The sequence below is a fragment of the Leucobacter manosquensis genome (assembly GCF_018304845.1).
Taxonomy (GTDB): Bacteria; Actinomycetota; Actinomycetes; order Actinomycetales; family Microbacteriaceae; genus Leucobacter; species Leucobacter alluvii.
This window is the reverse complement of sequence record NZ_JAFEVO010000001.1, coordinates 1,475,032-1,498,103: the sequence shown is the minus strand read 5'-3', so window position 1 is coordinate 1,498,103 and position 23,072 is coordinate 1,475,032. Positions and strand designations below refer to the sequence as shown.

Annotated in this window: 29 protein-coding genes and 1 pseudogene; 15 read left to right on the top strand and 15 right to left on the bottom strand. The window is 65.0% G+C overall.

Annotation, left to right across the window (positions count from 1 at the left end):
• Window positions 1–127 precede the first annotated feature (127 nt).
• Together JSQ98_RS06945 and JSQ98_RS06940 are read right to left on the bottom strand one after the other, a co-directional pair.
• Window positions 128–1,180 (bottom strand): hypothetical protein, encoded by a 1,053-nt coding sequence (locus tag JSQ98_RS06945; protein WP_211648956.1) that lies wholly within the window; start codon window positions 1,178–1,180, stop codon window positions 128–130.
• A 243-nt stretch (window positions 1,181–1,423) separates the two neighbouring features.
• Window positions 1,424–2,317: a hypothetical protein gene (locus JSQ98_RS06940; protein WP_211648955.1), complete on the bottom strand. Its 894-nt coding sequence runs from the start codon at window positions 2,315–2,317 to the stop codon at window positions 1,424–1,426.
• Window positions 2,318–2,984: 667 nt separating this feature from the next.
• Here JSQ98_RS06940 and JSQ98_RS06935 point away from each other — a divergent pair.
• Together JSQ98_RS06935 and JSQ98_RS06930 are read left to right on the top strand one after the other, a co-directional pair.
• Window positions 2,985–3,332 (top strand): DDE-type integrase/transposase/recombinase, encoded by a 348-nt coding sequence (locus JSQ98_RS06935; RefSeq protein ID WP_211648954.1) that lies wholly within the window; start codon window positions 2,985–2,987, stop codon window positions 3,330–3,332.
• The gene (locus tag JSQ98_RS06930; RefSeq protein ID WP_211648953.1) at window positions 3,280–3,615 is read left to right on the top strand and encodes an IS3 family transposase; all 336 of its coding nucleotides are present in this window, start codon (window positions 3,280–3,282) and stop codon (window positions 3,613–3,615) included. Before JSQ98_RS06935 ends, JSQ98_RS06930 begins: the two co-directional genes overlap by 53 nt.
• Window positions 3,616–3,929: 314 nt before the next feature.
• On the opposite strand, the gene JSQ98_RS15370 is transcribed toward JSQ98_RS06930, so the two are convergent.
• Complete coding sequence (locus JSQ98_RS15370; protein WP_346728734.1) at window positions 3,930–4,106, bottom strand: hypothetical protein; 177 nt, start codon at window positions 4,104–4,106, stop codon at window positions 3,930–3,932.
• 490 nt (window positions 4,107–4,596) lie between these two features.
• Here JSQ98_RS15370 and JSQ98_RS06920 point away from each other — a divergent pair.
• Together JSQ98_RS06920 and JSQ98_RS06915 are read left to right on the top strand one after the other, a co-directional pair.
• Window positions 4,597–4,905 (top strand): annotated as a pseudogene (locus JSQ98_RS06920) (leucine zipper domain-containing protein); the annotation flags it as partial.
• A complete protein-coding gene (locus tag JSQ98_RS06915; protein WP_346728733.1) occupies window positions 4,848–5,969 on the top strand; it encodes an AMP-binding protein in 1,122 nt (373 codons plus the stop codon). The pseudogene JSQ98_RS06920 and the gene JSQ98_RS06915, both read left to right, overlap by 58 nt.
• A gap of 53 nt (window positions 5,970–6,022) precedes the next feature.
• Here JSQ98_RS06915 and JSQ98_RS06910 read toward each other — a convergent pair whose 3' ends face one another.
• From JSQ98_RS06910 to JSQ98_RS06880, 7 genes are all read right to left on the bottom strand, one after another.
• Window positions 6,023–6,835, bottom strand: a complete 813-nt coding sequence (locus JSQ98_RS06910) for a DUF2705 family protein (RefSeq protein ID WP_211648951.1) — start codon at window positions 6,833–6,835, stop codon at window positions 6,023–6,025.
• Window positions 6,832–7,797 carry an ABC transporter ATP-binding protein gene (locus tag JSQ98_RS06905; RefSeq protein WP_211648950.1) on the bottom strand — a complete coding sequence of 322 codons (966 nt, stop codon included), beginning with the start codon at window positions 7,795–7,797 and terminating at the stop codon, window positions 6,832–6,834. The genes JSQ98_RS06910 and JSQ98_RS06905 overlap by 4 nt, the downstream gene beginning before the upstream one ends.
• A complete protein-coding gene (locus tag JSQ98_RS06900) occupies window positions 7,794–8,114 on the bottom strand; it encodes a PLD nuclease N-terminal domain-containing protein (RefSeq protein ID WP_211648948.1) in 321 nt (106 codons plus the stop codon). The genes JSQ98_RS06905 and JSQ98_RS06900 overlap by 4 nt, the downstream gene beginning before the upstream one ends.
• 290 nt (window positions 8,115–8,404) lie before the next feature.
• Window positions 8,405–9,316, bottom strand: a complete 912-nt coding sequence (locus JSQ98_RS06895) for an ABC transporter substrate-binding protein (protein WP_211648947.1) — start codon at window positions 9,314–9,316, stop codon at window positions 8,405–8,407.
• 46 nt (window positions 9,317–9,362) lie between these two features.
• Window positions 9,363–10,106: an ABC transporter permease gene (locus tag JSQ98_RS06890; RefSeq protein WP_211648946.1), complete on the bottom strand. Its 744-nt coding sequence runs from the start codon at window positions 10,104–10,106 to the stop codon at window positions 9,363–9,365.
• Entirely contained in the window at window positions 10,106–10,753 is a 648-nt protein-coding gene (locus tag JSQ98_RS06885) for an ABC transporter permease (protein WP_211648945.1), read from the bottom strand. The genes JSQ98_RS06890 and JSQ98_RS06885 overlap by 1 nt, the downstream gene beginning before the upstream one ends.
• The gene (locus JSQ98_RS06880) at window positions 10,750–11,835 is read right to left on the bottom strand and encodes an ABC transporter ATP-binding protein (protein ID WP_211648944.1); all 1,086 of its coding nucleotides are present in this window, start codon (window positions 11,833–11,835) and stop codon (window positions 10,750–10,752) included. Before JSQ98_RS06880 ends, JSQ98_RS06885 begins: the two co-directional genes overlap by 4 nt.
• 284 nt (window positions 11,836–12,119) lie before the next feature.
• Between JSQ98_RS06880 and JSQ98_RS06875 the strand changes: the two genes are divergently transcribed.
• Complete coding sequence (locus tag JSQ98_RS06875; protein WP_211648943.1) at window positions 12,120–13,562, top strand: aromatic amino acid lyase; 1,443 nt, start codon at window positions 12,120–12,122, stop codon at window positions 13,560–13,562.
• Window positions 13,563–13,630: 68 nt separating this feature from the next.
• Window positions 13,631–14,338: an IclR family transcriptional regulator gene (locus JSQ98_RS06870; RefSeq protein ID WP_283242019.1), complete on the top strand. Its 708-nt coding sequence runs from the start codon at window positions 13,631–13,633 to the stop codon at window positions 14,336–14,338.
• A gap of 75 nt (window positions 14,339–14,413) precedes the next feature.
• Here JSQ98_RS06870 and JSQ98_RS06865 read toward each other — a convergent pair whose 3' ends face one another.
• From JSQ98_RS06865 to JSQ98_RS06850, 4 genes are all read right to left on the bottom strand, one after another.
• Window positions 14,414–15,277 carry a DUF5808 domain-containing protein gene (locus JSQ98_RS06865; RefSeq protein ID WP_211648941.1) on the bottom strand — a complete coding sequence of 288 codons (864 nt, stop codon included), beginning with the start codon at window positions 15,275–15,277 and terminating at the stop codon, window positions 14,414–14,416.
• Window positions 15,274–15,615 carry a PadR family transcriptional regulator gene (locus tag JSQ98_RS06860; protein WP_211648940.1) on the bottom strand — a complete coding sequence of 114 codons (342 nt, stop codon included), beginning with the start codon at window positions 15,613–15,615 and terminating at the stop codon, window positions 15,274–15,276. Before JSQ98_RS06860 ends, JSQ98_RS06865 begins: the two co-directional genes overlap by 4 nt.
• Window positions 15,616–15,852: 237 nt before the next feature.
• Entirely contained in the window at window positions 15,853–16,368 is a 516-nt protein-coding gene (locus JSQ98_RS06855; protein WP_211648939.1) for a hypothetical protein, read from the bottom strand.
• Window positions 16,369–16,404: 36 nt separating this feature from the next.
• Complete coding sequence (locus JSQ98_RS06850; protein ID WP_211648937.1) at window positions 16,405–17,226, bottom strand: hypothetical protein; 822 nt, start codon at window positions 17,224–17,226, stop codon at window positions 16,405–16,407.
• Window positions 17,227–17,411: 185 nt separating this feature from the next.
• On the opposite strand from JSQ98_RS06850, the gene JSQ98_RS06845 reads away from it, so the two are divergent.
• The 9 genes from JSQ98_RS06845 (at window position 17,412) to JSQ98_RS06805 (ending at window position 22,691) form a co-directional block, all read left to right on the top strand.
• Complete coding sequence (locus tag JSQ98_RS06845) at window positions 17,412–18,092, top strand: hypothetical protein (protein ID WP_346728732.1); 681 nt, start codon at window positions 17,412–17,414, stop codon at window positions 18,090–18,092.
• The gene (locus JSQ98_RS06840; protein WP_211648935.1) at window positions 18,089–18,676 is read left to right on the top strand and encodes a hypothetical protein; all 588 of its coding nucleotides are present in this window, start codon (window positions 18,089–18,091) and stop codon (window positions 18,674–18,676) included. The genes JSQ98_RS06845 and JSQ98_RS06840 overlap by 4 nt, the downstream gene beginning before the upstream one ends.
• A 115-nt stretch (window positions 18,677–18,791) precedes the next feature.
• The gene (locus tag JSQ98_RS06835) at window positions 18,792–19,307 is read left to right on the top strand and encodes an Asp23/Gls24 family envelope stress response protein (protein ID WP_211648933.1); all 516 of its coding nucleotides are present in this window, start codon (window positions 18,792–18,794) and stop codon (window positions 19,305–19,307) included.
• A 109-nt stretch (window positions 19,308–19,416) separates the two neighbouring features.
• Window positions 19,417–19,803: an NTP pyrophosphohydrolase gene (locus JSQ98_RS06830; protein ID WP_090151187.1), complete on the top strand. Its 387-nt coding sequence runs from the start codon at window positions 19,417–19,419 to the stop codon at window positions 19,801–19,803.
• Complete coding sequence (locus JSQ98_RS06825) at window positions 19,804–20,391, top strand: Asp23/Gls24 family envelope stress response protein (RefSeq protein WP_211648931.1); 588 nt, start codon at window positions 19,804–19,806, stop codon at window positions 20,389–20,391.
• Window positions 20,388–21,005, top strand: a complete 618-nt coding sequence (locus tag JSQ98_RS06820; protein ID WP_211648929.1) for a hypothetical protein — start codon at window positions 20,388–20,390, stop codon at window positions 21,003–21,005. The genes JSQ98_RS06825 and JSQ98_RS06820 overlap by 4 nt, the downstream gene beginning before the upstream one ends.
• Window positions 21,006–21,151: 146 nt before the next feature.
• Window positions 21,152–21,718 (top strand): RNA polymerase sigma factor, encoded by a 567-nt coding sequence (locus JSQ98_RS06815; RefSeq protein WP_346728731.1) that lies wholly within the window; start codon window positions 21,152–21,154, stop codon window positions 21,716–21,718.
• On the top strand, window positions 21,715–22,332 hold the full coding sequence (locus JSQ98_RS06810; RefSeq protein ID WP_211648928.1) for a hypothetical protein: 618 nt from the start codon (window positions 21,715–21,717) through the stop codon (window positions 22,330–22,332). The genes JSQ98_RS06815 and JSQ98_RS06810 overlap by 4 nt, the downstream gene beginning before the upstream one ends.
• Complete coding sequence (locus JSQ98_RS06805) at window positions 22,332–22,691, top strand: hypothetical protein (protein WP_211648927.1); 360 nt, start codon at window positions 22,332–22,334, stop codon at window positions 22,689–22,691. The genes JSQ98_RS06810 and JSQ98_RS06805 overlap by 1 nt, the downstream gene beginning before the upstream one ends.
• Before the next feature lie 10 nt (window positions 22,692–22,701).
• Here the strand turns inward: JSQ98_RS06805 and JSQ98_RS06800 are convergent, their stop codons facing one another.
• Complete coding sequence (locus JSQ98_RS06800; protein ID WP_211648926.1) at window positions 22,702–23,064, bottom strand: iron chaperone; 363 nt, start codon at window positions 23,062–23,064, stop codon at window positions 22,702–22,704.
• Window positions 23,065–23,072: the final 8 nt, after the last annotated feature.

Below are 23,072 nucleotides of genomic sequence, written 5' to 3'. Positions count from 1 at the left end.
AATCTTGCCTTGCGTGGTGGGTTTGCAGCGGCGCCCGTTTTTCTGCGTGATTCCTTCGAGTTTGAGGAGCGTATCGAACGCGTTCGTGCCGGCCTGCTGCCCGCCTCTGGCGAGGCGGGTAGTGTAGTTAATCTGACATGAATGGCGTCACTTGATTACGCGCAGGCTCTCCGTCGATCCACGCTTGGCGAAGACGCCGGTACTCCTCGGTCTCTCCTTGCCTCCAAGTTTGATCTTCATAGCGCTTTCTATAACCAAGTGCAGTGAAAATCGTTTCCATAACGTCATGGTCAACGCCTAGCCGCTTTGCAGCCTCGAATGTAGTCCAAGACTCCCGACTTTCCGCCCAGGCACGAACTTCCGCCGTGTGACGCACTCCTCGCGCCGAAAAATCTTCTGCAACTCTTCGGGCCCTCTTTGTTAGTTGATAGGTCTTCAACCAGGCTTTGGGGGAGGGGAGTGCATCTGATGCCACCCATGACGCCCCGAAGAAGAACAGTTCTGTGAAGAACTGGAGAAGCAAGTCTCCGGCGCTGCCAAGCCCTTGGAGTGGGACAACATAAACCACTCGAGGTAAAGAATGGACATACCTGGCTTCATGAGATCGGATTATGTCGGCTACTGAAAGGTGCCCAGTAACTAAACCTAGGGGTGGAAAATGCACACGACCGTCTGCGGCATCCCACATTGTGATCCGTTCGAGCTCCCGCAAGCGGGATGCCGGACCCTCGTCCTCGGTCACATACAACGCAAACGGGCGCATATTGTTTGGTTCCGGCGCACGATGAAAAGGGTCATCAGGGAGTACATCAGGGAATAGCTCTTCAACTAGAACCATGATTGAGGTCTTTGACGTTTCGTCAACCGTACGTTCGCCTATGGTAATGAACTCATCGTTCCCAGGAGTCATCGCATTTTGCGTACCTGCGAAGGCCGTCAAACGTAACTGGATGGACATACTCGACCTTCGGAAGTGGTTCGCGCCGGCCCCAGAATAGCCCGGGGACAAGACAAAAGAAAGCACTGATTCATGCCCGAAAATTGTTAATAAACCGCCCGCACCTAAACTGCCCATGGGTCGCAGCTTTAGCGAAGAGCATTCTTCAGTTAAGTGCACATCATGAGACAACTTCTTCGTCTCGAAGTCAGATGCTGGCCGAACCCGGCGGTAGATGACCATGATTCCTAGTCGACAAGTTCAAGTAGAATTCGCTACGCTTCTCATCGTCCATCATGATGGATGACGCAGTCCCGAGCAGACGAGGTGCTTCAGGGGACGACCGACTTGTAAAGCATGACCACGTTCATAAGAACATTTGTAACGCTTACCTTATCCTGCGCGGGGAAGGTACAGCCATGTTCTCCACAGGAGAACGACCCCCGTGGGTGCAAGCAGCTGCACTCACTTTTGCTGCCCTCAGAGCTACTGAATAAGGCCATGATTCTCGAAGAGATCAGAAACCATATTGATGTCTTTGACATCAAAACCCGCCGGCACCCGCACGACTTTGCGTATCGACCCCGTTGAACGTCGCACCGGAGTGGACGGGACGAACATCGACCGAGACGGAACTTTGATGCCCAGCGCTAGCAGCAGAGCGTCGTCGTGTACTTCGCCCCTGGTTGGCCAGCCCTGATGCGGTTGCACTTCTGGCCAAGTGAGAGCCACTCCGCTGGAAAGAACATGCGCAGCCCGTTGGACGAGCCAGGCGAACTTGCCTGCGCCCACCGCCACGACAATTTCTTTTAAGAAGATCAGCCCAAGCGCGCTCTCTTCGGGCCCTTCGATATCAGAAATATAGGTTGAACCGACAGCTACGCCCGAGAACAGAGCTCGGCTGTTGGCAAGCGAGAACACGGCGACCTGAGCCTCCACAGCTTGGATACCATGCTCCCGGAACGCACGCATGAAATCGCTCGCGAGACGCTGTATCGCGACATCGACGGTCGACCGTATCAGCATTGCCGCCAACGCCCATGTCGCCACCGCGTGAGCTTGCTCATCAGTCACGGTCGTCTGCTCAGACATGCAGATCATCTTTGCAAGAAGTGGCCCGGTGATATCTTCATACTTCGTCATCCACGCGTTGTTGCACGTCCCGCAAAGAACCCTTGGCTGCGTGTCGAAAGGTCCGCGCCCGTGCGCCTTTTCAGTGAGTTCGAGCACCGGCCCCGGTGAGCTGGTCGCAGCTTCGCCCATCACCGAAAATGAACGCGACTGATTCGGCAGCATTTCCCGTATAGCTCGGGGCACGAAATGCGCCCTGGTGAGACCAGTGCCGCCGCAGAGGATGCACACCGATGTAACTGCGCCCACAGGTCAGCCTCCTTTTCACAACTGCAGCATGAGAGCCCATATCATAACTACCTTGTCAGACATCGCTGTGGACACGTCATCACGTGCTCGATAGGGCTGGTTCTGGCTGGCTTGGAAAGATGATCACTATGCCCTCTCGTTTCTAAAAGGAGTTCTGCGATGGTATCGTTTCGCATTGCTTCCGACCGTGGACACAAAGTCACGTTCGTGCAGATCGCGTAAGCCTTCGGAATCGACGTCGGAACCCTCGAGAAATGGCTCCGGCAAGAACGCGTCGAGACCGGGGAGAAGCCCGGTATCACCCGTGCGGAGAACGAAGATCTTCGAGAGTTGGGCCGCCGGAATGAACTCCTCGAGCAAGAAGTCGAGGTGCTGCGCCGCGCGGCCGCGTATCTCTCGCAGGCGCATCTCCCGGGAAAAGGCTCTACCCGCTCATGAGAGAGCTCGCCATCGACGGGGTTCCCGTGGTGGTGTCGTGCCGGATATTGAAGCTCTCACGCCAGCCCTACTATCGGTGGCTACGCTCCCCGCTCATTGCACGAGACCGCGTGCAGGCGTATCGCGCGAACGCTCTCTGTGGCGCCCATCTTGAGGACCCCGAGTTCGGGTGCCGGTTCCTTGCCGGTGAAGCGAGGCACCTCGGGGAACTCATGACTGATCGCATCGCGTGGAAACTGTGCCGAGATCGCGGCTGGTGGTCCGTGTTCGGGAAGAAGAAAGCGAGTGGGAAGAGCGTAGGCCGGGCCCGCCGGTGCATGACGATCTCGTGCAGCGCGAGTTCATCGCGGCTGCTCCGAACGAGGTGTGGCTCGCGGACATCACGGAACATTGGACCGGGGAAGGCAAGCTCTACCTGTGCGCGGTGAATGAGGTGTTCTCGAACCGGATCGTGGGGTACTCGATTGACTCGCGGATGCAGTCATCGCTCGCGGTCAGGGCATTGAATAATGCGGTGCTGCGGCGTGGGAACGTTGCTGGTTGTGTGTTGCACACAGATCGTGGATCGCAATTTTGAAGCCGGAAACTTCGCCGCGCTCTTGATCAGCACGCCATGGTCGGGTCGATGGGCAGAGTCGGTGCTGCGGGGTGATAACGCGGCAATGGAATCGTTCTTCAGTCTGTTGCAGAAGAACGTCCTGAATCGTCGCACCTGGGCCACCTGTGACGAGCTGCGGATCGCGATCATGACCTGGATCGAGCGGACCTATCATCGGCGTCGCAGGCAGGCTCGTCTGGGGCGTTGGGCGCCGATCGAGTACGAGGCCATCATGAACGAGCAGGTCGCACTCGCTGCCTGACTAATCTGTCACCTAAACGTGCAGCAGACTCTAGTCAGGGAGTCGGGCCCGTTATGTACAGCCAGACCATCAACAGTGCAGATTGTTGTTACTGCGGGATTCATGACGAGCCCGATGCCTGCAAGTCCGAGTGTCGGCGCCACAAAGGCTGAGGCGAGGGCTCCAATGGCGAGCTTCTTCAACATCGAATGCTCCTAGCGGAGTGGGTTATCTAGCTGCGAAAGTCGCAGCAGGTAGCAAGGATCGCCGTCGAGGGGGCAGGCCATGAACAGCGTGAATGCGACCGGTACTGAGAGCGTTTCTGCGGTGTTGTTTCAGACACCGGCGCGGTGACGAATGCCATTGACCGTGTACGCAATCGCACCGGGCGGGAGCTGCCCCGGTTTCGCTTGCGCGGCCGCGGCTGCCCAGGCGTTGGGCACAATAATGGTGTCGATCTCGATCGACTGAGTGGTCGCGTACTCGCGCAGTTTCACCCGTGCGTCACGCATGGGCATGTAGCCTGCAATGTCTGCGGCGAGCCCCGCTTGCTCGTGGCCGGATGGGTCACCAACGTCTGGGATCGCCGATGTGTAATTGAGCGGCAGCAGCCCGGCCCCGGTGTCTCAGGTGAACAATGCAACTGCGACACGACGAGCGAACAGCTCGGGGTCATTAGTGGGAGCGATCCGTGGTGCGGCTGGATAAGAGGTACCCGGTGGAGATGGCGCAGTGAGAGCCACCGGAGACGAAGCTGGAGGCTCTGAGTGCGGTGCGTCGCGGGAACCGGTGAGAAGTCCGTATCCACCAACTGCGACCAGAGTAATGAGGATTGCGCCACTGACGGACAGAGCGATGAGCTTTCGGCGGGTGCGCGAGTCGGGTGAAGTCTTCATGCCCACTAGGTGTAGTTCCTCGGGACGTTGTGAACACGTAGCTCGATAAGGAAGACCTCCGGCAGGATGTGGGTTACCACACACACTTCCTCAACCGGAGGCCTTCATGTCTCACGCTAATGCACCTCTCACACCCGTTGGACGTTCCCGTCTTGCGTCGTTGATCGTCGATCAGGGATGGCCGATTCGTCGCGCGGCCGAACGCTTTCAAGTATTGCCAGCGACAGCCACGAAATGGGCGGCAAGATATCGGGCCGGTGAATCACTCCATGATCGTTCGTCACGTCCTCACCGATCTCCAAACCGGCTCTCTCGCAAGCGCGAACACCGCATCCTCTCGCTCCGCTGTACCCGGCAGTGGGGTCCGCACCGGATCAGCTATCACCTCCGCATCCCTCGTTCCACGATCGAGCGTCGGGCACGACCGGTCGGCCGAAGGGCGTCGTGTACAGCCATCGCGGTGCGTACCTGAATGCGCTTGGGGAGTTGTTGCACAGCCGACACGACTCGGAATCGGTCTATCTCTGGACGTTGCCGATGTTCCATTGCAATGGCTGGTGCACGGCGTGGGCCGTAACCGCAATCGGGGGCACTCACGTGTGTCTGCCGGAAGTGCGACCCGATGCGATCTGGTCCGCGATCGATGAGCACCAGGTTACCCACCTCAATGCGGCACCAACTGTACTGACGATGGCCCTGAATGCGCCCGAGGCTCATGTGCTCGAGCGACCGATTCGTGTCACGATGGCCGGCGCTGCGCCGAGCCCCACGCTCATCGCGCAGCTCGAAGAAGGGGGATTCACCTTCGTGCACGTGTATGGGCTCACCGAAGTCTACGGACCGTATGCGGTCTGCGAGTTCCGGCTCGAGTGGAGCGCGCTATCTCCCGCCGAGCGAGCGCGCCTCCAAGCGCGACAGGGAGTCGGCATGGTGCAGACCGACGAACTTCGTGTCGTCGACGACGAGATGCGCGATGTTCCGCGAGACGGGCAGACTCTCGGCGAGATCGTAATGCGCGGCAACAACGTGATGCTCGGCTATTACAACGACGACGAGGCGACGGCCGAGGCGTTCCGTGGCGGGTGGTTCCACTCTGGTGACCTGGGTGTTCGGCATCCTGACGGGTACGTCGAGCTGCGCGACCGCGCAAAAGACATCATCATCTCCGGAGGGGAGAACATCTCAACCATCGAGATCGAGCAGGCACTCATGTCGCACCCGGCTGTGCTCGAAACGGCAGTCGTGGCGGTTCCCCACGATCATTGGGGGGAGACGCCCAAAGCATTCGTGGTTCTCAAAGACGGCGCGGTTGCGGACGCAGAATCGTTGATCATGCACGTGCGAAGCCGCATCGCCGCTTACAAGGCGCCTCGATATATCGAACTCGTGGGCGCCTTGCCCAAGACCTCAACGGGAAAGATCCAGAAGTTCGCCCTCCGGTCTCTCGCTCACGAGGACACCGTGCCCAGCGACGCGTGAACGTGCTGAGCAGGAGCAAGTCCTGGTCGTGCGTCACACACGGTCACCCCGCATCACCGCAGCTCCCGCCGTCGAAACACCACCACAGCCGCCACGACGAGCACCACGCACAACCCAAGCCCGGTAGCGACCGGCCACCAGATCGCGGACGCATCCGGAGGAGTGCCCGTGGCCACTGCCATCGCGGCCGGGAGGAGGCCCGCGGGAGTGAACTCCGCGAGACGGGGCGCTACGCCCGCGAGCGCGAGCAGGAAGAACGTGCCGACGCCAATGCCCGCTGCAGCAGCCATCGCGTCGAAAGTCGCTGATGCCAGCAGCGACACCGTGATGAGCACGGTGGCGAGCACGACCCAGAGCCCGGTCGCCCCGAGCACCGCCCCGAGAGTACTGGCGCCAGCACCGTCACCACCAGTGCCGTCACCAGCGCTACCGAACACGAGCCCGGTCACGCCCCAAGACACCAACGCCCCGACGAACGCCGCCACCGCGACGAACCCCACAAGCACCACCGCGTGGCTCACCACATACGCGGCCCGCGAGGCGGGCTTCACAAGCAGCAGCGACGCGACGCCCGAGCGCACCTCGGTGTTGATCGCACCGGCGGCCATGATCACCACCACGAAAACGGCGAGCTGTGAGAGGTCGGTGATCCAGCGCGCTGCCGCGTCAGCGGCTGTGGGTTCGGGCAGCGCGAGCGCGGTGAGCTCGCCACCGCCGAGCGCACCGGCGAGAATCTCGTTGGTGAAGCGCGCGATGAGGGGGCCGCTCGCTGCGAGGAAGAGCAGCACGACGGGCAGCACCCAGATGCGCCACGTGCGCACGACCTCGCGAGCGCGCAGTCGCAGGAGCGGAAGCATCGCGTTCATCGGGCGCCCTCCACGAGATCGACGAACACGTCTTCGAGGCTGGCGGCGCGCGGCTCGAGCCGGTACAGGCGACCGCCGAGCGAGCTGACCAGAGCGGCAACGCGGGCGGCGCCGTCCTCCACGTCGTCGACGGTGACCACGAGTGCGCGCGACCCGGGGGCCTCCTCGGCCACGTCGAGCACCCAGCCGGATCCGGCACCGGCCCGAGAAGCAGCGCAAAGCGCCTCGCGCAGCCGCTCGGTCTGGTCGGTTTCCACGACGAGCCGACTGCGCGATCCGCCGAGCCTCGCCCGCACATCGCTGAGCGGGCCCTCGGCGGCGACGCACCCATCGCTGAGAATCGCGACGTCGTCGCAGACGCGCTCGACATCGGGCAGCAGGTGCGTGGAGAAGAACACGGTCGTCTTTCCCTTGAGTTCGGTGATGAGTTCGAGCACGGCCCGCCGGCCCATCGGGTCGAGTGCGGAGGTCGGTTCGTCGAGCACGAGCAGTTGCGGGCTGTTGATGAGGGCCTGCGCGAGGCCGAGTCGCTGGCGCATGCCGCGCGAGTATCCGCCGACGCGTGCTCGGCTGTCGGCCAGACCCGTGAGGTCGAGCAGCTCGGGCACGCGGCGCCGGGTCGTGCTCTTCGGCAGCTGGAATAGCGTCGCGGCCTGTTCGAGCACTTCGCGCCCCGTCATCCACGACGGAAACCCGGGCACGTCGGGGCAATACCCGATGAGGGGCCGCACCTCGGCGCTGCCGGGCGCGTGGCCGAGCAGGCGGGCGCTGCCGCTGGTCGCGCGGGCGAGCGCGAGCAGGATCCGGATCGCCGTCGTCTTCCCCGCGCCGTTCGCGCCGAGAAAGCCGAACACCGACCCCCGCTCGACCCGCAGGTTCAGGCCATCGAGTGCGAGGCGCGATCCGTAGTGCTTCGTGAGCGAACGGGTTTCGATCGCGGGGGAGTCGTGGGCGCCGCTCATCGCTGCGCGCCGGTCTGCGCACCGGGCTCGGAGCCGTACAGGCCCTGGACGGTGCTCGCCACGTTCGCCGGAGCCTGCGCGGCAGTATCCGAGGCGGGCGCTGGTCGCCGGCCGACCGCGAGGAACAGGATCGTGCCGATCGTGTTGACGAGCAGAATGATGAGCACCCACGGCCACTTGCGACCGAACTGCACCCGCTCGGTGGGCGTGTTGACGAGCACGAGCAGGCCGACCGCGGCGAGCAGTGCCTGCAGCGACAGGGCGATCACGATGACGAGCCCGGTGGTCGTGGCCAGGGAGGGGAAGTCGAGATTCATGCGCGGTCTTCTTTCTCGGCACCGAACGCCGGCGAGTGGGTATTGCCTACATCCTTGCAATACAAAGTACCCGCGTCAAATCGCTGCACATTGGGTGCCGGATCGCGCGAGGTGCCTCCGGCTCAGCCGAAGATGGCCCGTGCCGCCTACGGACGCTTCGTCGCGCCGGCCGCGCGCCAGGCGCGGCGCAGCCGAGCGGAACAGCCGCGGGAGCACCAGTGTTTCCGCGACTGTTCCGACTCGGAGCGGGATTCGGCCTCGGGAACTCGGCCGAGCTTGCGAGCTCCGGCTCAGATGCCGTTCACCTCGAGCCAGTCCGTGGCGATCTGGTTGATGTCGTCGCCGTTCGCGATCCGATCGTTCATCTCCATCAGGTTCTCCGTGGTGAGCGCGGCCGAGATTGCGTTGAGCACCTCAGTTACCTCGTCGCTCGCGACGTTCTCACTGATCACCGGAAGGATGTTCGCGGGCGGAAACAGCCCTTTGTCATCCTCGAGCGCGACGAGCCCGTTCGCCTCGATCGCCGGGTCCGAGCTGAACATGTCGCCGACCTGAGCCTGCCCGTTCTGCAGTGCAGTCAGCGTCAGAGGTCCGCCCGCATCGAGTACCTTGAACTCCTTGAAGGCGAGCCCGTAGACCTCTTCGAGCCCGGGCACGCCCTCGAAGCGAGACTTCCACTCGGCGGGCCCGGCGAGCACGAGCTCGCCCGCGACCGGCTCGAGATCCGAGATGGTCTTGAGGTCATGCTCGGCGGCCACGTCCGGGGTGACGACGAGCGTGTCGGCGTTCTCGGCTTCCGATGCGTCGAGCACGATGAGCTCGTCGGGTGCGAGCAGCTCGTCGAGTTGAGCCGCCAGGCCCTCGGGATCGCCGGACTCGATTTCGCCGCCGAGCTCTGCGAGCAGTGAGCCGTTGTATTCGGGCAGCAGATTGATCGAACCGTCGCGCAAAGCTTCAAGATAGATCTCGCGGCTGCCGATGTTGAGCTTCTCCTCGACTTCCACTCCGGCGTTCTGCAACGCCTGCGAGTAGATCGTCGCGAGCAGTTGGCTCTCGGCGAAATCGGCGGAGCCAACGATGACGGTGTCGGAGGCGCCCTCGCCTCCGCCGGAATCAGAACTGAGCGGATCTCCGCCGCCGCAGGCAGTGAGGGTGAGCGCCGCGGTTGCGACAATCCCGGCCAGGATGAGTTTCTTTCGCATGGGGTGTCCTTTCACAGGGTGGGGTGGGAAGAGCGGGGGTCGGTGATCAGGTGCGACCCAGGGTGAGCAGGGCGGTCTCGGTGTCGAGCGTGGGAGAGAGTTTCTGCTTCTGGCGCGTCCGGCGGGTGAGTCCGGGGGACACCAAAATACGGCCGAGGAGGGCGAACGCGATTTCGAGCAGGATCGCGAGCGCCGCGAGCACGATGGCGCCGCCGGCCATCTCGGCGTAGTTGTTTCCGGCGCGGCCGTCGAGAATGAAACGGCCGAGCCCGTCCAATGAAACGTAAGCAGCGACGGTCGCCGTCGAGATGATTTGCAATGTCGCTCCACGAATGCCCGAGAGCGTGAGCGGCAATGCGCATGGGATCTCGACCTTCAGGACGACTTCGCCGGTCGAGAAGCCCATACCGCGGGCGGCGTCGATCACGGAGCGGTCGATGGCGCGAATACCACTCGCGACGCCGCTGAGAATCGGGGGAACGGCGAGCAGAACCAGCACGATCAGCGACGGAATGATGAATGCCATGCTGCTCGCGAATGCGGGCGAGATCACGAGCACGAGCAGGATGAGTAGTCCGAGCGTCGGCAGTGCGCGCATCGCGTTCACCGACCCCATAATGAGACTCTCTCCCTTTCCGGTGTGCCCGACATAGATGCCGAGCGGCACCGCGATGACCGCCGCGACGAAGAGCGCGACGAGGGAGTAGACCAGGTGCATCAATGACTGATACGGGATCGATCCGGGTCCGCTCCAATTCGCCGGGTCGGTGAGCCATTCGATGACATCCATTACATGGCTCCCTTCTGGCTCCACGGAGTGAGCCTGTTGCTGAGGAGCACGAGCAGCCGGTCGAGTACGAGCGCGAGCAGCAGGCAGACCACCAGGCCCACGAGAATCGGCACGAACAGGCGCCGGGTGAAGCCCATGGTGAACAGCGTTCCGAGCTGGGCGACCCCGATGACCGCGGCCATGGTGACGATGGAGATATTCGCGACTACCACTACGCGGAGGCCCGAGAGGATCGTCGGCACCGAGATGGGGAGCTGGATCTTGAAGAAGGTTTGCAGGCGCGTGTAGCCGATGCCTTCAGCGGCTTTCACGACGTCGGGGGAGACGGAGTCGAGGCCGTCGGCGACGACGCGGACCAAGAGGGCGATCGTGTAGATCACGAGGGCGACCACGATGTTCATCGGATCGAGAATCTTTGTCCCGAGAATCTGCGGCATGAGGATGAAGAGCGCGAGAGACGGGATCGTATAGAAGAGGCTCGTGCCGCCCACGATGAAGGTGTGCAACCGGCGGTAGCTGAAAGCGAGGTAGCCCAGTGGAATCGACACGAGGAGGCCGATGAGGGTCGGCAGAAGCGTGAGCCAGAGGTGTGACAGCGTGAGCTGTCCGATCTGCTCCAGGTTGTTGGTGATCCAGTCGAGTCTCATGCGGAGCGTTCCGCTTCCAGTGACGTGACGGCACCTCGCACCACGACCTCTGATCCGAGGGTGCCGAGGTAGCGCCCCCGATCGTCGACCAGGATCGCCTGGCCGTTGGGGCTGGCGAGGGCGGCGTCGAGGAGCTCACGATAATTGCCCTGCCCATGCGAGACGGTCGTCGCGAGAACGAGCCGCTCGCCCGAGGCGGCACCTGCCGTCACTCGCGTCCAGCCGAGCGGCGAACCGAGTTCGTCGCAGGCGACGATCCACGCGCCCTCTGCGGCTGCGACAGACTCTCCGATCTGCGCAACGGGCGTCTGCTGGGGTGCGAGCGATGCGATGTGCTCAAAGCTGAGTGCGTGATACCCGCGCGATTCGCCGAGGAAGTCGGCGACGAATCGATCCGCAGGGTTGGCCAGGATCTCGGCGGGGGAGCCGATCTGGGCGAGGATGCCACCCTCTTTGAGTACGACGATTTGATCACCGAGTCTGAGTGCCTCGTCGATGTCGTGCGTGACCATGATGATGGTCTTTGCGAGATCGGCCTGAATGCGCAGAAACTCGGATTGCAGCTGTTTGCGCACAATCGGGTCGACGGCGCTGAACGGCTCGTCCATGAGCATGAAGGGTGGATCTGCGGCGAGCGCGCGCGCAACGCCGACCCGCTGTTGCTGCCCGCCCGAAAGCTGCCATGGGTAGCGGCTCGCATATTCGCGGTCGAGACCGACGAGCTCAAGGAGGTCGGCGGCGCGGATGCGTGCGGTCTGCTTGTCGGTGCCGATCAGGTAGGGGACGGCGCAGACGTTGTCGAGTACGGTCTGGTGCGGGAACAGGCCCGCGTTCTGGATGACGTACCCGATCTTGCGGCGCATTCGAATTGTGTCCATCTTCGCGTTGTCTTCGTCGCCGAGCAGGATCGCTCCCGACGACTGCTCGATGAGGCGATTCACCATGCGCAGCGTGGTGGTCTTGCCGCAGCCCGAAGGGCCGACAAGCACCGTGATCTTGCCGGTCGGCGCCGTGAACGAGAGATCGGCGACGGCGGTGGTGCCGTTGTCGTACGTCTTGACGACGTTCGTGAACCTGATCACGCGCAATCCCCTTTCGAGACGTGACGCATGCTTCGGCGACGCGCGGTGGCTTGGTCAGAGGAGGGAGCGCTGAGTGTGGCGTGTGGCGACATCATTGTCTTTCCGTATCGGTGGGTCTGCCCCGCGGTTCACGGAGCATTTGTGGTGAGAAAGTCGGACCGTAGGTGACCTACGCTCACCTACGTCGCCCTAGATTTTCATCTGCTAGAAGTGTAGTTTTTCATATCGTAATAATCTAGCGATTCAGCTCATCAATTTCGTCAAGCTGCGACAGGGTGCCCACCATGACCTTCACACTTCCCGCCGAACTCACTGTCCACGACATCGCACAGATCGCGCGCGGTGCTCAGATCCGCGTTTCGGCGTCGGCGCGGAGCGTCATCGCGGACCACTACCAAGCGGCGAATGCGATCGCCGAGACGACGCCCGTCTACGGCAGATCCACCGGTGTGGGAGCGAATCGCCTGACCTCCGCGGACACGGACCCCGCCACCCACGGCATGCGGTTGCTGCGCAGCCACGCCGTCGACGCGGGCCCGGCCTGGGACGAGGAGACGACGCGCGCGATGCTCGCGGTGCGTCTCAACCAACTCTTGCAGCCGGGGTCGGGCATCGACCCGGCCCTCATCGACGGTCTCGAACGCATGCTCATCGGCAACCATCTCCCAGAGGTGCGCCGTTTCGGCGGCATCGGCACCGCCGACCTACCCGCACTCGCTGGTACCGCACTCGCACTCGCCGGCGAGCGCCCCACCAGCAGGGAGGGATTCCAGCCGATCGGACCGATCCGAGCCGACAGTGCGCTCCCGTTCATGAGTTCGAGCGCCCTCACCCTTGCCGGCTCGGCGCTCGCAGCAGACCGCCTCAATATCCTGATCCGCGCGGGGCTCTCAGCGTTCGCGCTCTCGGCTCTGGCGGCTCGGGCGAACCCCGAGGCCTTCTCTCCGGAGGCCGCGTTGGCGATCGGCAGCCCGACCTCAGACGCGAACGCCGAAACGGTGACTGCGATCCTCGGTGCGACGCGATGGGAGCCCGCCCGAATTCAGGACCCCTTCGCCTACCGCGGATTCCTGCCAGCGGTGAGCGTGACCGCGAGTGCAGCGCAGCGGTTGAGCGATGCCGTCGCCACGCTGTGCAGCCGTGCCCAGGAGAACCCGCGCTTCTTCGCCGATCAGGGTCGGGTGGTGCACCATGGTGCCTTCCTCGAGAACTGGCTCGCACACGAGCTCGATGCGACGGCGCTCGCGCTCGCGCAGTCGGCACCGCTGATCGTCGGGCGACTGCGTTTCATCAACGACGATGCATTCTCCGGGCTTCCCCGCTTCCTTGCCCGCGCTGAGAGCGGCGACTCGGGGATCATGATTGTGGAGTACGTCGCCGCCAGTGCGCTCGGCGAGATCTTCTCGAACTCGGCGCCCGTGTCTGCGCAGAGCGTTGTTCTCTCGTGCGGAGTCGAAGACGACGCGACGTTCGCGACCACCGCCTTGGGCAAGCTGGAAGGGTCGGCCGCAGCGCTCGAGACGCTGCTTGCGTGCGAAATTCTTGCCTCGGTGCGCGCCTTGCGACTCGGCGACCTCCGCACTGATCAGCTTTCGCCGGCGGTGCTCCGGCTGTTGGAGCTCGCTCGTGCCCTCCCTGATGATGTTTCCGACCGGGACCTGCGCCACGACGTCGAGATCGCCCAGGGATTGATCAGTGGTTTCGCCGAGGTTGCGGCGACATTCTGACCCGGCGACCGCGGTTAGACTACGTCCGGGGCCATCGACGCGGGCACCGGAGGACTTGGGGAGCTCAGATGGCAGCGAAATCGACGCCAGCGAACGGGCAGGAAGTCGATGCGGCGAATGGGCCGCAGGCGGTACACCGTGCTCTTGAAGTCTTGACCCTCGTGGTAGACAGCGGCCCGTTGACCTTGAGCGACATCGCGCGAACGAGCGGGCTCCCGACGAGCACGACGATGAGGATGCTGCGCGCCCTCGAAACCTGGGGGTACGTCTTCCGTTCTGCGGACGGCCGCTATGCGACCGGAAGCCGATTCGTCCAGTCCCGCGTCGCCGGCGGAGGTGCGCGCCCCGAGGATCTCATCGACCTCTCCGCATCGGTGATGCGGCGCCTGACAGAGGAGACATCGGAATCGACGTATCTCGCGGTGCCTGGTCCCGCGAACACGTGCACCTTCCTGCGCGAGGTGCAGAGCCCACTGCCAATCCGGCACGTGCGCTTCGACGGCTGGGAAGGCCGCACCGTTCCCATGGCGGGTTCTGTCGTCGAAGAGGTGCTCCTCGGCAGGATTCCAGAGAGTGGGTTTGTGATGAGCGCGGCCGTCGCCGACCCCGATTCGATCGTGCTGGGCGCTCCGATCCACTCTGCCGAGGGCGCTCGTATCGCGGTGCTCGAGGTCACCGGTCCGCGGTTCAGAATGCCGGCTGAGGTGGTTTCCGCGCACGGCGAGGCGCTCAAGTCCGCCGCCGCCGAGCTCTCGAATCTGCTCGCGGAAACGTGACGCAGGGGCCGCCTCCGATAAGACTCAACGGGAACGCGCGAACCTCAGCGCCCGAGCGCCCGAGCGTCTGGGTATCTATGCCGTTCCGCCAGCGCCCGCACCGGCCGCGCGCCAGGCGCGGCGCAGCCCCGCCCGCAACGGCAGCACGATCACGGCGAGCGCTGCGGCGATCCCGAGGGGGAGGGTCGCGGGGACGAGCAGCCCCCAGCGTCCGCGCCGGCGCCGCGCGTCGAGTATCGATGCGGCGATCACGGAAGCCGACATCGCGGTGAGCGTCGTCGCGCTCGCGGTGCGCACGAGCTGGTCCTCGGTCGACGTCTGCTCCCGCGCGGCCCACAGTGCCGCGCCGACGCCGAGCGCAGCGGTAGCGGCGAGTGCGCGCTTCGACCCGGTGCGATTGCGTCGCCCGGTGAGGCTGAAGCCGGAGGCGACGCGGGCGGGGAGTCGCTTCCAGGTCAGCGCCAGCGCGCCGGACGATGCCGCCGCGATCACGAAGGGAGTGAGCTGGGCCGTGCGCACCGCGCGCTCGGGAATCTGATCGAGCACTTCGCTCGTTGCGTCATCGGGGCGGATGAGCCGCATCCGCACCGCGAGCGCGCCGAGGTTGACCGTCCACCCGGCGCCGAGCAACCGCGGCACGAAGAGCTGCGGGCTCTCGGGATTCCAGGTGCGCGACCGCACCTCCGCGCTCAGCGGTCCCCGCAGCTCGACGGGCACGCCCAGCACGCGGAGGTTGGGATTCTCGGCAGGGGAGTCGCTCGTCAGTGCGTCGAGCAGATCCGCCGCATAATCCTGAGCCGGCCCCAGCGCCTCCACCGGATCGATGCCGGCCTCGGCGAGCTCGTCGAGCTGGGCTGCGAGCGCTTCGAGCGCGAGCACCCGATCCTCCCGTGAGAGTGCGCCGAGGTGCGCGTCGACCTCCCGCAGATACATCTTCATGCGTCGCCCTCCAGCTGCAAGATGCGGTGCATCGCCCCGCTGAGGGCGCTCCATGCGGCCGCTCCTTCCGTGAGTGCGGCGCGGCCCTCGTCGGTGAGGCGGTAGTACTTGCGCGGCGGGCCGCCCGCGGCCTCCACCCAGCGCGTCTCCACCTTGTCAGCCTTGTCGAGCCGCGCGAGCAGCGGGTAGACCGTGCCCGGGGTCGCGGTCAGCGCCGGGTACTCGCCGAGCTGCTCGATGATCTCGATCGAGTAGCACTCCTCGCGGTCGAGCACGGCGAGAATCGCCAGTTCGAGCACTCCCTTGCGCAGCTGCGCGGTGCGATCACTGGTCGGCATGCTGAACAGCCTTGCAATACCTAGGTGGGTTGTCAACGCGGGAGCACTCGAGCTGCGGCGGATGGCCGCGACGCCGCACGCCGACACCGACCCGATCGGGGCGGGGCTTCTTCGAGAAGCTTGACGGATCACGCAGCAGGTGCGCGCTGTCGGCTTCTCGTGTCATCTCCACCTCCGAGTGCCTTCCTCCGGGCACTCCGGAGGGCCCCTCCCCGGCGTGAGTGCTGCTCGGTTGGGTCAGTGGCCGATGGCGGTGCCGAACAGCACCCGATCGACGACGTGGTCGCGTCGCGGTGGCGACTCGACGATGTACTCCAGCAGATCCTCAAAACGGGAGCATACGACGCTCGCGTCTTCGAACTCCGGCTCGGCTCCGTGGACGACAGCTCCATCCTCTCGCACGGCCAAATACTCGTAGCCATCACGAACCGAGAGCAGGATGGGAACGTGGCGACTCCAGAAGCGGGAAACCGCGGCCGCCTCATCATTCGTGATCACCGCCTGGATGCTCAGCTGTTCGAGCTCGTTCCACGCGAACACGCTCTCCGGCCCGGAGGAGTACTCCTCTCGAGACCAGAACCACGTCGTCTCGTCTGCGCTCGACAGCAGTGAGAACGAGGACACCCAGCGGATCGCCGCTCCAGGGGCCGCGCGCAACGCGGAAGGAACACCGCCGTCGGGAGACAGGGGCGGCTCGTACGCCCATCCGGCTGCGTGCAGCGATTCGGCCGCTGACCTGCAGAGATCCGTCATGGTGTCAACTCCCGCGCAATCCCTTCGGGCGGCCGGTCACGTGGTCGCGCCGGTGTTTGCCCACTCCAATGTCGACAGTTTCGCCTCGATCGTCTTGAGGCCGATGTTGCCGCAACCGACCAGGGTGGCCCTGCGGAGGGCCGGGAGGTCGTTGATGGCCGCGATGCCGGTGATCTTCTTGCAGTACTGGATGTTCACGACCTCGAGTCGCTGCAGAGTGGCCAGCTCCGAGATATCCCCGAGCGAGGTGAGATTCTTCAGCCGCAACGACTCCAATTGGGGGAGCACGCTGATCCCGGTGAGGCTCGGCAGCGTGCGTCCACCGATCAATCCGAGCCGGCGCAGCCCGACCGGTTCTACGAGGCGGAAGATCCCCTCGTCAGTGGGCACGTTCAAAAGGTTCAATTCCTCCAACGGAAGCTCGAGCGCCTGCCGCACGTTGTTCAGAGATCTCTGCGGGTAGAGGGAGAGAGCCTGGAGTTCGGGGAAGTGCTCGGTCGTGAAGCGGAAGGGTTCGCCGACGTAGAGGGTTTTCAAGTTCGGCAGCACGACGTCCGGACACACCAGGGTCCGCTCACTGATGTGTATGGAGAGCTCCTCGAGACCCTCGGGGAGGTCGCCTTGCCGCAGTTGGGTGACGACGGTGCGGAGGACGCGACCGGGCCCGATGCTGAGGGATTTCAGTCCGGTCATCGCTGTGATGATCTCGGGGAGGCGGTCGATGGGTCCCTCGAGTGGAGACCACAGGTGAACATCGGTGATGCGCGACAGCTGCTCGGTGTCGTAGGGCTGGTCGTAGAAGACGAAATCTCTGTCCGGCGCATCGAACCGATCCTGATGCGCGCTGTGCAACACCATGGTCCGTCTGCCTGCTGACACCTGCATCCGCCGCCCCCGACTCCGTCGACTGTCGTCCACACCAGAACCCAGAGTACTGGTGCGCGCTGTCGTCGTCCCTGCCCTGCGGGCCCGCCGTGCCCGCCCCGCCGCGCCCGCGCATGCTTCGCGTGCGTCGTCGTCATCGCGATAATGGAGGAGTGGTGGTGAATCGGGAGGTCGTGACCTACGACGGGCTGCCCGCCTCGGCGGGCGGTGCGCACTCGCTTCGCACCAAGAATCCTCGCAAGGCGTACGAGAGTGTGCAGTCGTTCCTCGATGCCGCCGTGCTGCCGCTCGGAGCGCCGGAGATGTCCTTCCGGCTCTGGGCCGGAGGCCCGCCTGACATCGCAGACCGGTTCAAAGCGTGCGCGACGGCGCAACTGGGCGGGCCGCACAGCGTACAGCGCACGTCCACTGAGTGGCGGGTTCGCTCGGAGAACATCGATGCCGCGCTCGACGCCCTGAGGAGCGCCGACTCGGGAGCGGTCACCGCGCACGGGCACCCACTGGCCGCACTGATCTGGAGCGCGCAGGCGGCTCTGACCGATCCCGTGACAGGAAGGCCGTACACCGGGATCGACGCCGACGCGTTCGGCCGGTTCGCGGTTGACGGGTACGGCCGCCTCCTCGGTGCATCCGGGGTGCGCGCTGCATTCGGTACGACCGCGTCCTCACTCTCGCTCTGGCTCGGGTTCCCCGCCGACGACCGACTGCACGATGCTGCCGCTCACGTGCAGAAGCACCTGCCCGTCCGCCTGTCAGCGAAGCACTGGCGCCGCTGGAGTGTCACGAACGATGGGCACTCCTACCGGGCGACCAAGATCACGTCACCGCTGGTGTCATGAGCGCACCGTCGAAGCTCCACCGGTTGTGCGTCTTCCTGACGGTGGAGGATGAGGAACAGCTCAGCGCTGCAATTCGGTCTGCGCTGCCGGCAGTGAGATTCGTCGACGCTGCTCAACAACCCGAGACGCCCGCCCCGACGTTTCGCTCGTCGCTGAGCGAGTGCGCAGGCCCGCACGTCACCCTCGTCGACACGAGCATCGTCTCCGAGAGCACGTTCCATCGCGATGACGTGGTGCAGCACCCGTCCGGTCGCGGGTGGGTCTATGCGATCGTGGGAACCGGCCTTGCGAGCCTGGTGCGATCACGGTCTGCAGATGACGGCTTGCACAACGGGGAACTCCGCGCATCCGTGCCGCTCGGGGATGCACGCACCGCCGAGTACATTCGCGGGCTGATGCTACTGGTGCGCAACGGGGGGACGAGCGTGTTCGCCGTCGATCCGTCGACGACCGCCATTGCGCGGCGCGCGGAGAGAAACTTCATCGCGTGGCCGGACGCCGCTGTGCGTTTCGGGACGCGGGAGGCACCGCTGCTCACCAACGGTCCAACGGCGTGGTTCACCGCCGAGCGCAAAAAAGTTTGACATTTTTTGTGACAGATCGTGCCCGGGTCGCGTCCAATGGGTAGAGCGATCAACTTCGCTCGCCAGAGACGGAGCGGCACATCTGCCGCCCGACGATTCCCAGGAGGCAATGCAGATGGCTACGAACGAGACGAACACGTCGGCGACGCTCGAGAATGCAGCAACCGCGCCCGTCGGTAAGAACCGTGGCCCGGCGGCACGCGTCGATCGAGTGTCGACGGCGACCGGCGCCGGATCGGTCGCCGAGACTTCGGCGGGCCGCACCACGATCGCGGAGGGCGTCGTCGCCAAGATCGCGGGCATCGCGGCACGAGAGGTCTCCGGCGTGCACGCCCTCGGCGGCGGCGGTGCTCGAGCACTCGGCGCTCTCCGCGACGCGGTGAACGCCACTGACCTCACGCAGGGCGTGAAAGTGGAGGTCGGCGAGACGCAGGTCGCCGCCGATCTCACGATCGTCGTCGACTACCCGATGCCGATCCAGGAGGTCGCCGAGAACGTTCGAAGCGCCGTCGGCGCGGCGATCACGCGCCTCGTCGGGCTGCAGGTCGTCGAAGTGAACGTCGCCGTGAACGACGTGCACCTGCCCGGTGACGATGCAGAAGACACCGATGTCGAGGCTCGCGTTTCATGAACGCGACACTGACCGGAGTGGCGATCGGCGCTCTCATCGGGGCCCTCGTGTCGGGTCGCATCGACACTCGCGCCCTCGTCGGGGCGTTCACCGGGCGGCGTACGTCGTCATGAGCGCAGCAACTGCCGCCGATCCGGATCCCACGACGCCGAAGACTGATGTACCCCTGCCCGGCGGGGTGCGCGTGCACGAGCGCGTGCTCGGCAAGATCGCGCGCCAGGCGTCGGCCGCAGCCGTCGGCGTGACCCGCGACGACGTGCACGCCGAGGTGGTCGAGTGGGGCGGGGGATTGGCGGTGCGGCTGTCGACCAAGCTGCCGATCCCCGACCTCGCCGATGCCGAGGCGATCCGATCGGGCCCCCCGATCATCGAGCGGGTGCGCGCGGTGCAAGTCGCCCTCGCCGATGATCTGGAGCGGATCACCGGTCGGAAGATTCGCCGAGTCTCCGTCACGGTCAACGGTGCCATTGTCGCCGAACGAAAGCGGGTGAGGTAGATGTCGAACACCGTGCTGCAGCGGGTAGTGCGTCGTGAGACGCACTCGCCGCGCACCGTCGCAGCGGTGCTCGTGCTCGTGACCGTCAGCGCTGCTGCGGTGCTGGCGGGCATCGAGATCGTCCGCGACGTCGCCGGCCGTGATCCGATGCTGCTCTCCCCGGGAGCTGGCCTGCAGTGGCTGGCGGATCTGCCCCAGGCGCAACCGGCCGGTGCCGTGATCGCGGGTGGAGTCATCGCGGTGGCCGTGGGCCTCATCTTGATCTGGCTCGCCCTCGCCCCCGGTCGTCGACCGAAGCAGGCGATGGCCGGCTGCTCGACTGCGGTCGTCTGCGACAACGGCGTGATCGCATCGTCGATCGCCGAACAGGTGCGGCGCACGTTCGATCTCGCGAGAGGCGCGGTCGTGGTCGGAGTGGGATCCCGCAGCATCGACGTCACGGCACGACCCGAGCCGGGCCAGAGCATCGAGAAAGCGCGGCTTCGCCGCACTGCCGAGGAGGAGCTCGCTCGCTACGACCTGTCGCGGACCCTCACGGTGCACGTCCGCATCGCGAAGCCCATCGACGAGGAAGGAGATGTTCGATGAATGCCACCAATCGGGGTCTGAACCGCAGCATTCTCTTCGGAGCCGGCATCGTACTCGTCGCCGTCGGCGCGGCCGCGGTCGCCCCGGCACTGTGGAGTCGCTTCGCAGACGCCTGGCTGCAGGGCGCCGACGCTGCGACCGCATGGATGCACGAGGCGGACGAAACGACCCGACTGAATGAATCGACGCCGGTGAGCTGGTTCGCGCTCGCGGTGCTCGCCGTGCTGCTCGCCGTCGTGGTGGTCGCTTGCGTGATCGTCGCCCGACTCGGCGGGGGCAAGAGCAGAACGGTGATTCGCCAAGAAGCCGGCGACGGAGCTCAGGGCGCCGTCACCGTCGGTCACGGGTTCGCCGTGGACGCCTTCACACACGCCCTGGCCGGGCGCCCCGAGATCCTCTCGTTCCGGGTCGCCGCACGAAAGGTGCGAGGCGCCGATGTGCTCCACGTGAGCGTCACGCCGCGCCAGCAGGCGTCGCCGCGCGAGGTCGCGGAGACGATCGGCCAGCTGACTGAGAACCTCTCGATGCTGCTGGGGCGCGAGACGCCGACGCTCGTGACGATCCGATCCGGAATGCGGTCGCGGCTCTCGGCAGACGGGGCGCGCGTGCAGTGAGCGATGCGGTGACGGCAGCGGGTGGACGATGGCAGCATCGAACTCCCTCGGGCCAGATCCTGGAACACGATAAGGTCAGCGCATGACAGCGTCTGCGCGCACGGGTCCTCCCGAGCGAGGGCCTGCGAAGGATGGGGCGATACAGGGTGAGTGGTGAAGATCGCGCGCTCGGCATAGCGGCAGCCGACGACCGGATCGTCGCAGGTCGAGCAGCAGACGGCGACCCGGAGGCCTTCGCGGTGCTGGTGCGCAGGTATACGCCGATGATGCGCGCCTACGCTCGTCGGCTGCTCAACGGAACAGCGGATGTCGACGACGTCGTGCAAGACGCATTCGTGACGGCCTGGGAACAGCTTCCCGGCCTCGAAGACCCGGGAAAGGTGAAGAGTTGGCTGATGCGCATCACCAGTCGCAAAGCAATCGACCGGCTCCGAGCCGCCAGACCGCACTCGGACGTGGACGCCGTCGAACTGCCGGCGTCACCGCGCTCAACTCCGTCACGGCAAGTCGAGGCTCGTGCCGGTATCGCGGCGCTGCACGCGGCGCTGAACGAGCTTCCGGAATCGCAACGAGAGTGCTGGGTCATGCGTGAGATCGGCGGCAGCTCCTACGACGAGATCGCCGAAGAGCTGCAGATCCCGCGTTCGACCGTGCGAGGGTTGCTTGCCCGCGCACGAAAAGACATCATCGTTCGGATGGAGCAGTGGCGATGAACGACATCAACATGCCGGATCCGAGCGGCCCAGGGATGGAACCGGACGATCTCGACGGTCACACGATCGAAGAGCTCTCCGACTACCTCGACGCCGGCCGCACGCCGGTGAACGCAGCCATCGAGGGCTCCGCGGGGTGCCGAATCGCGCTCGACGCGCTCCAACGGCTGAGACGACTCACGCCCGAGCTGCTCGCCGCGGATACGGCAGCCGAACCAGAGGCCGACGAGGGCTGGGTGCAGAAAGTGCTCAGCGGAATCACCCTCGACGCCAGAGCCGGGCGGCGAGTGCCCATACCGAGCCCGGATGCCGGCGCCGATCTCGGCATCACCGAGGGCGCGATTCGAGGTATCGTGCGCGCCGCGGAGCATGACGTTCCCGGTGTGCTCATCGGACGGGTGCGGCTCGACGGAGACGTGACCGAACCCGGTCTGCCGGTCACGGTGTGCGCAGAGGTGAGCATCGCGCACGGCCGATCGATCCCGGCCGAGGTGGAACGGCTGCGCGCCGCCATCGCCGATCGTCTCGCGAGTCACGCGGTCATGAATGTCGCAGCGATCGACATCGTCGTGCACGATCTGCACGGCGTGACGCAGCAAGGGGGAGCGCAGTGATGAGTGCGATGTCGAACGAGCTGCTCGCCTCGCGGATCGAGGCCGCGGCGCTCGCCGTACCCGGGATGGCTTCGATCCTCCGACGGGGCGCCGCTGTGCGGAGCGTCATCGACTCGGGCACCAGACTCCTCGGAATCGGTGACGGCCCGGCTTCCGCGGTACGGGTTGAGCAGAGGGACGCAGAGGTCGAGGTGGAGTGCACCGTCGGAGTCGTGCGATCCCGCGGCGCCGCCGAAACCGTGCGCGACCTCCACCGAGAGATCGCCGACGTGGTGCTGCAGCTCACGGGCCTGCCGGCGGAGATCCGCATCACCGTCGGGCACGTCGATGAGGTGGCGCCGCTCGATTCGATGGCCTAGTGCGCCGCCCCTACTGCCGCTTCGCCTCGATCTCGCGCACGTGCACGCGCACGAGATCCGCGATGAGCTCATCAGGGAGCGGCGCCTGCAGCGTGAACTGCACGGCATGCGCGGTGGTCTTGTACGGCGTGAGCTGATCCTGCAGCTCTTCGATCGCCCATGACGACGGGTAGAAGCTCAGGTGCTTCTTCGACGCCGTGAAGTAGACGAGCGCCCGCCCCTGATAGGAGAGGGTCGGCATCCCGTAGCTCATCGACTCGACAGCGTCGGGCACGAGCGATGTCACGAGCGCGCGAATCCGTTCGAGCTCGGCGCGAGGCTCGGGATCGAGCGCGGCCAGATACTCGTCGACCGTTGCCGCCTTCGAGACCATGAGGTGAG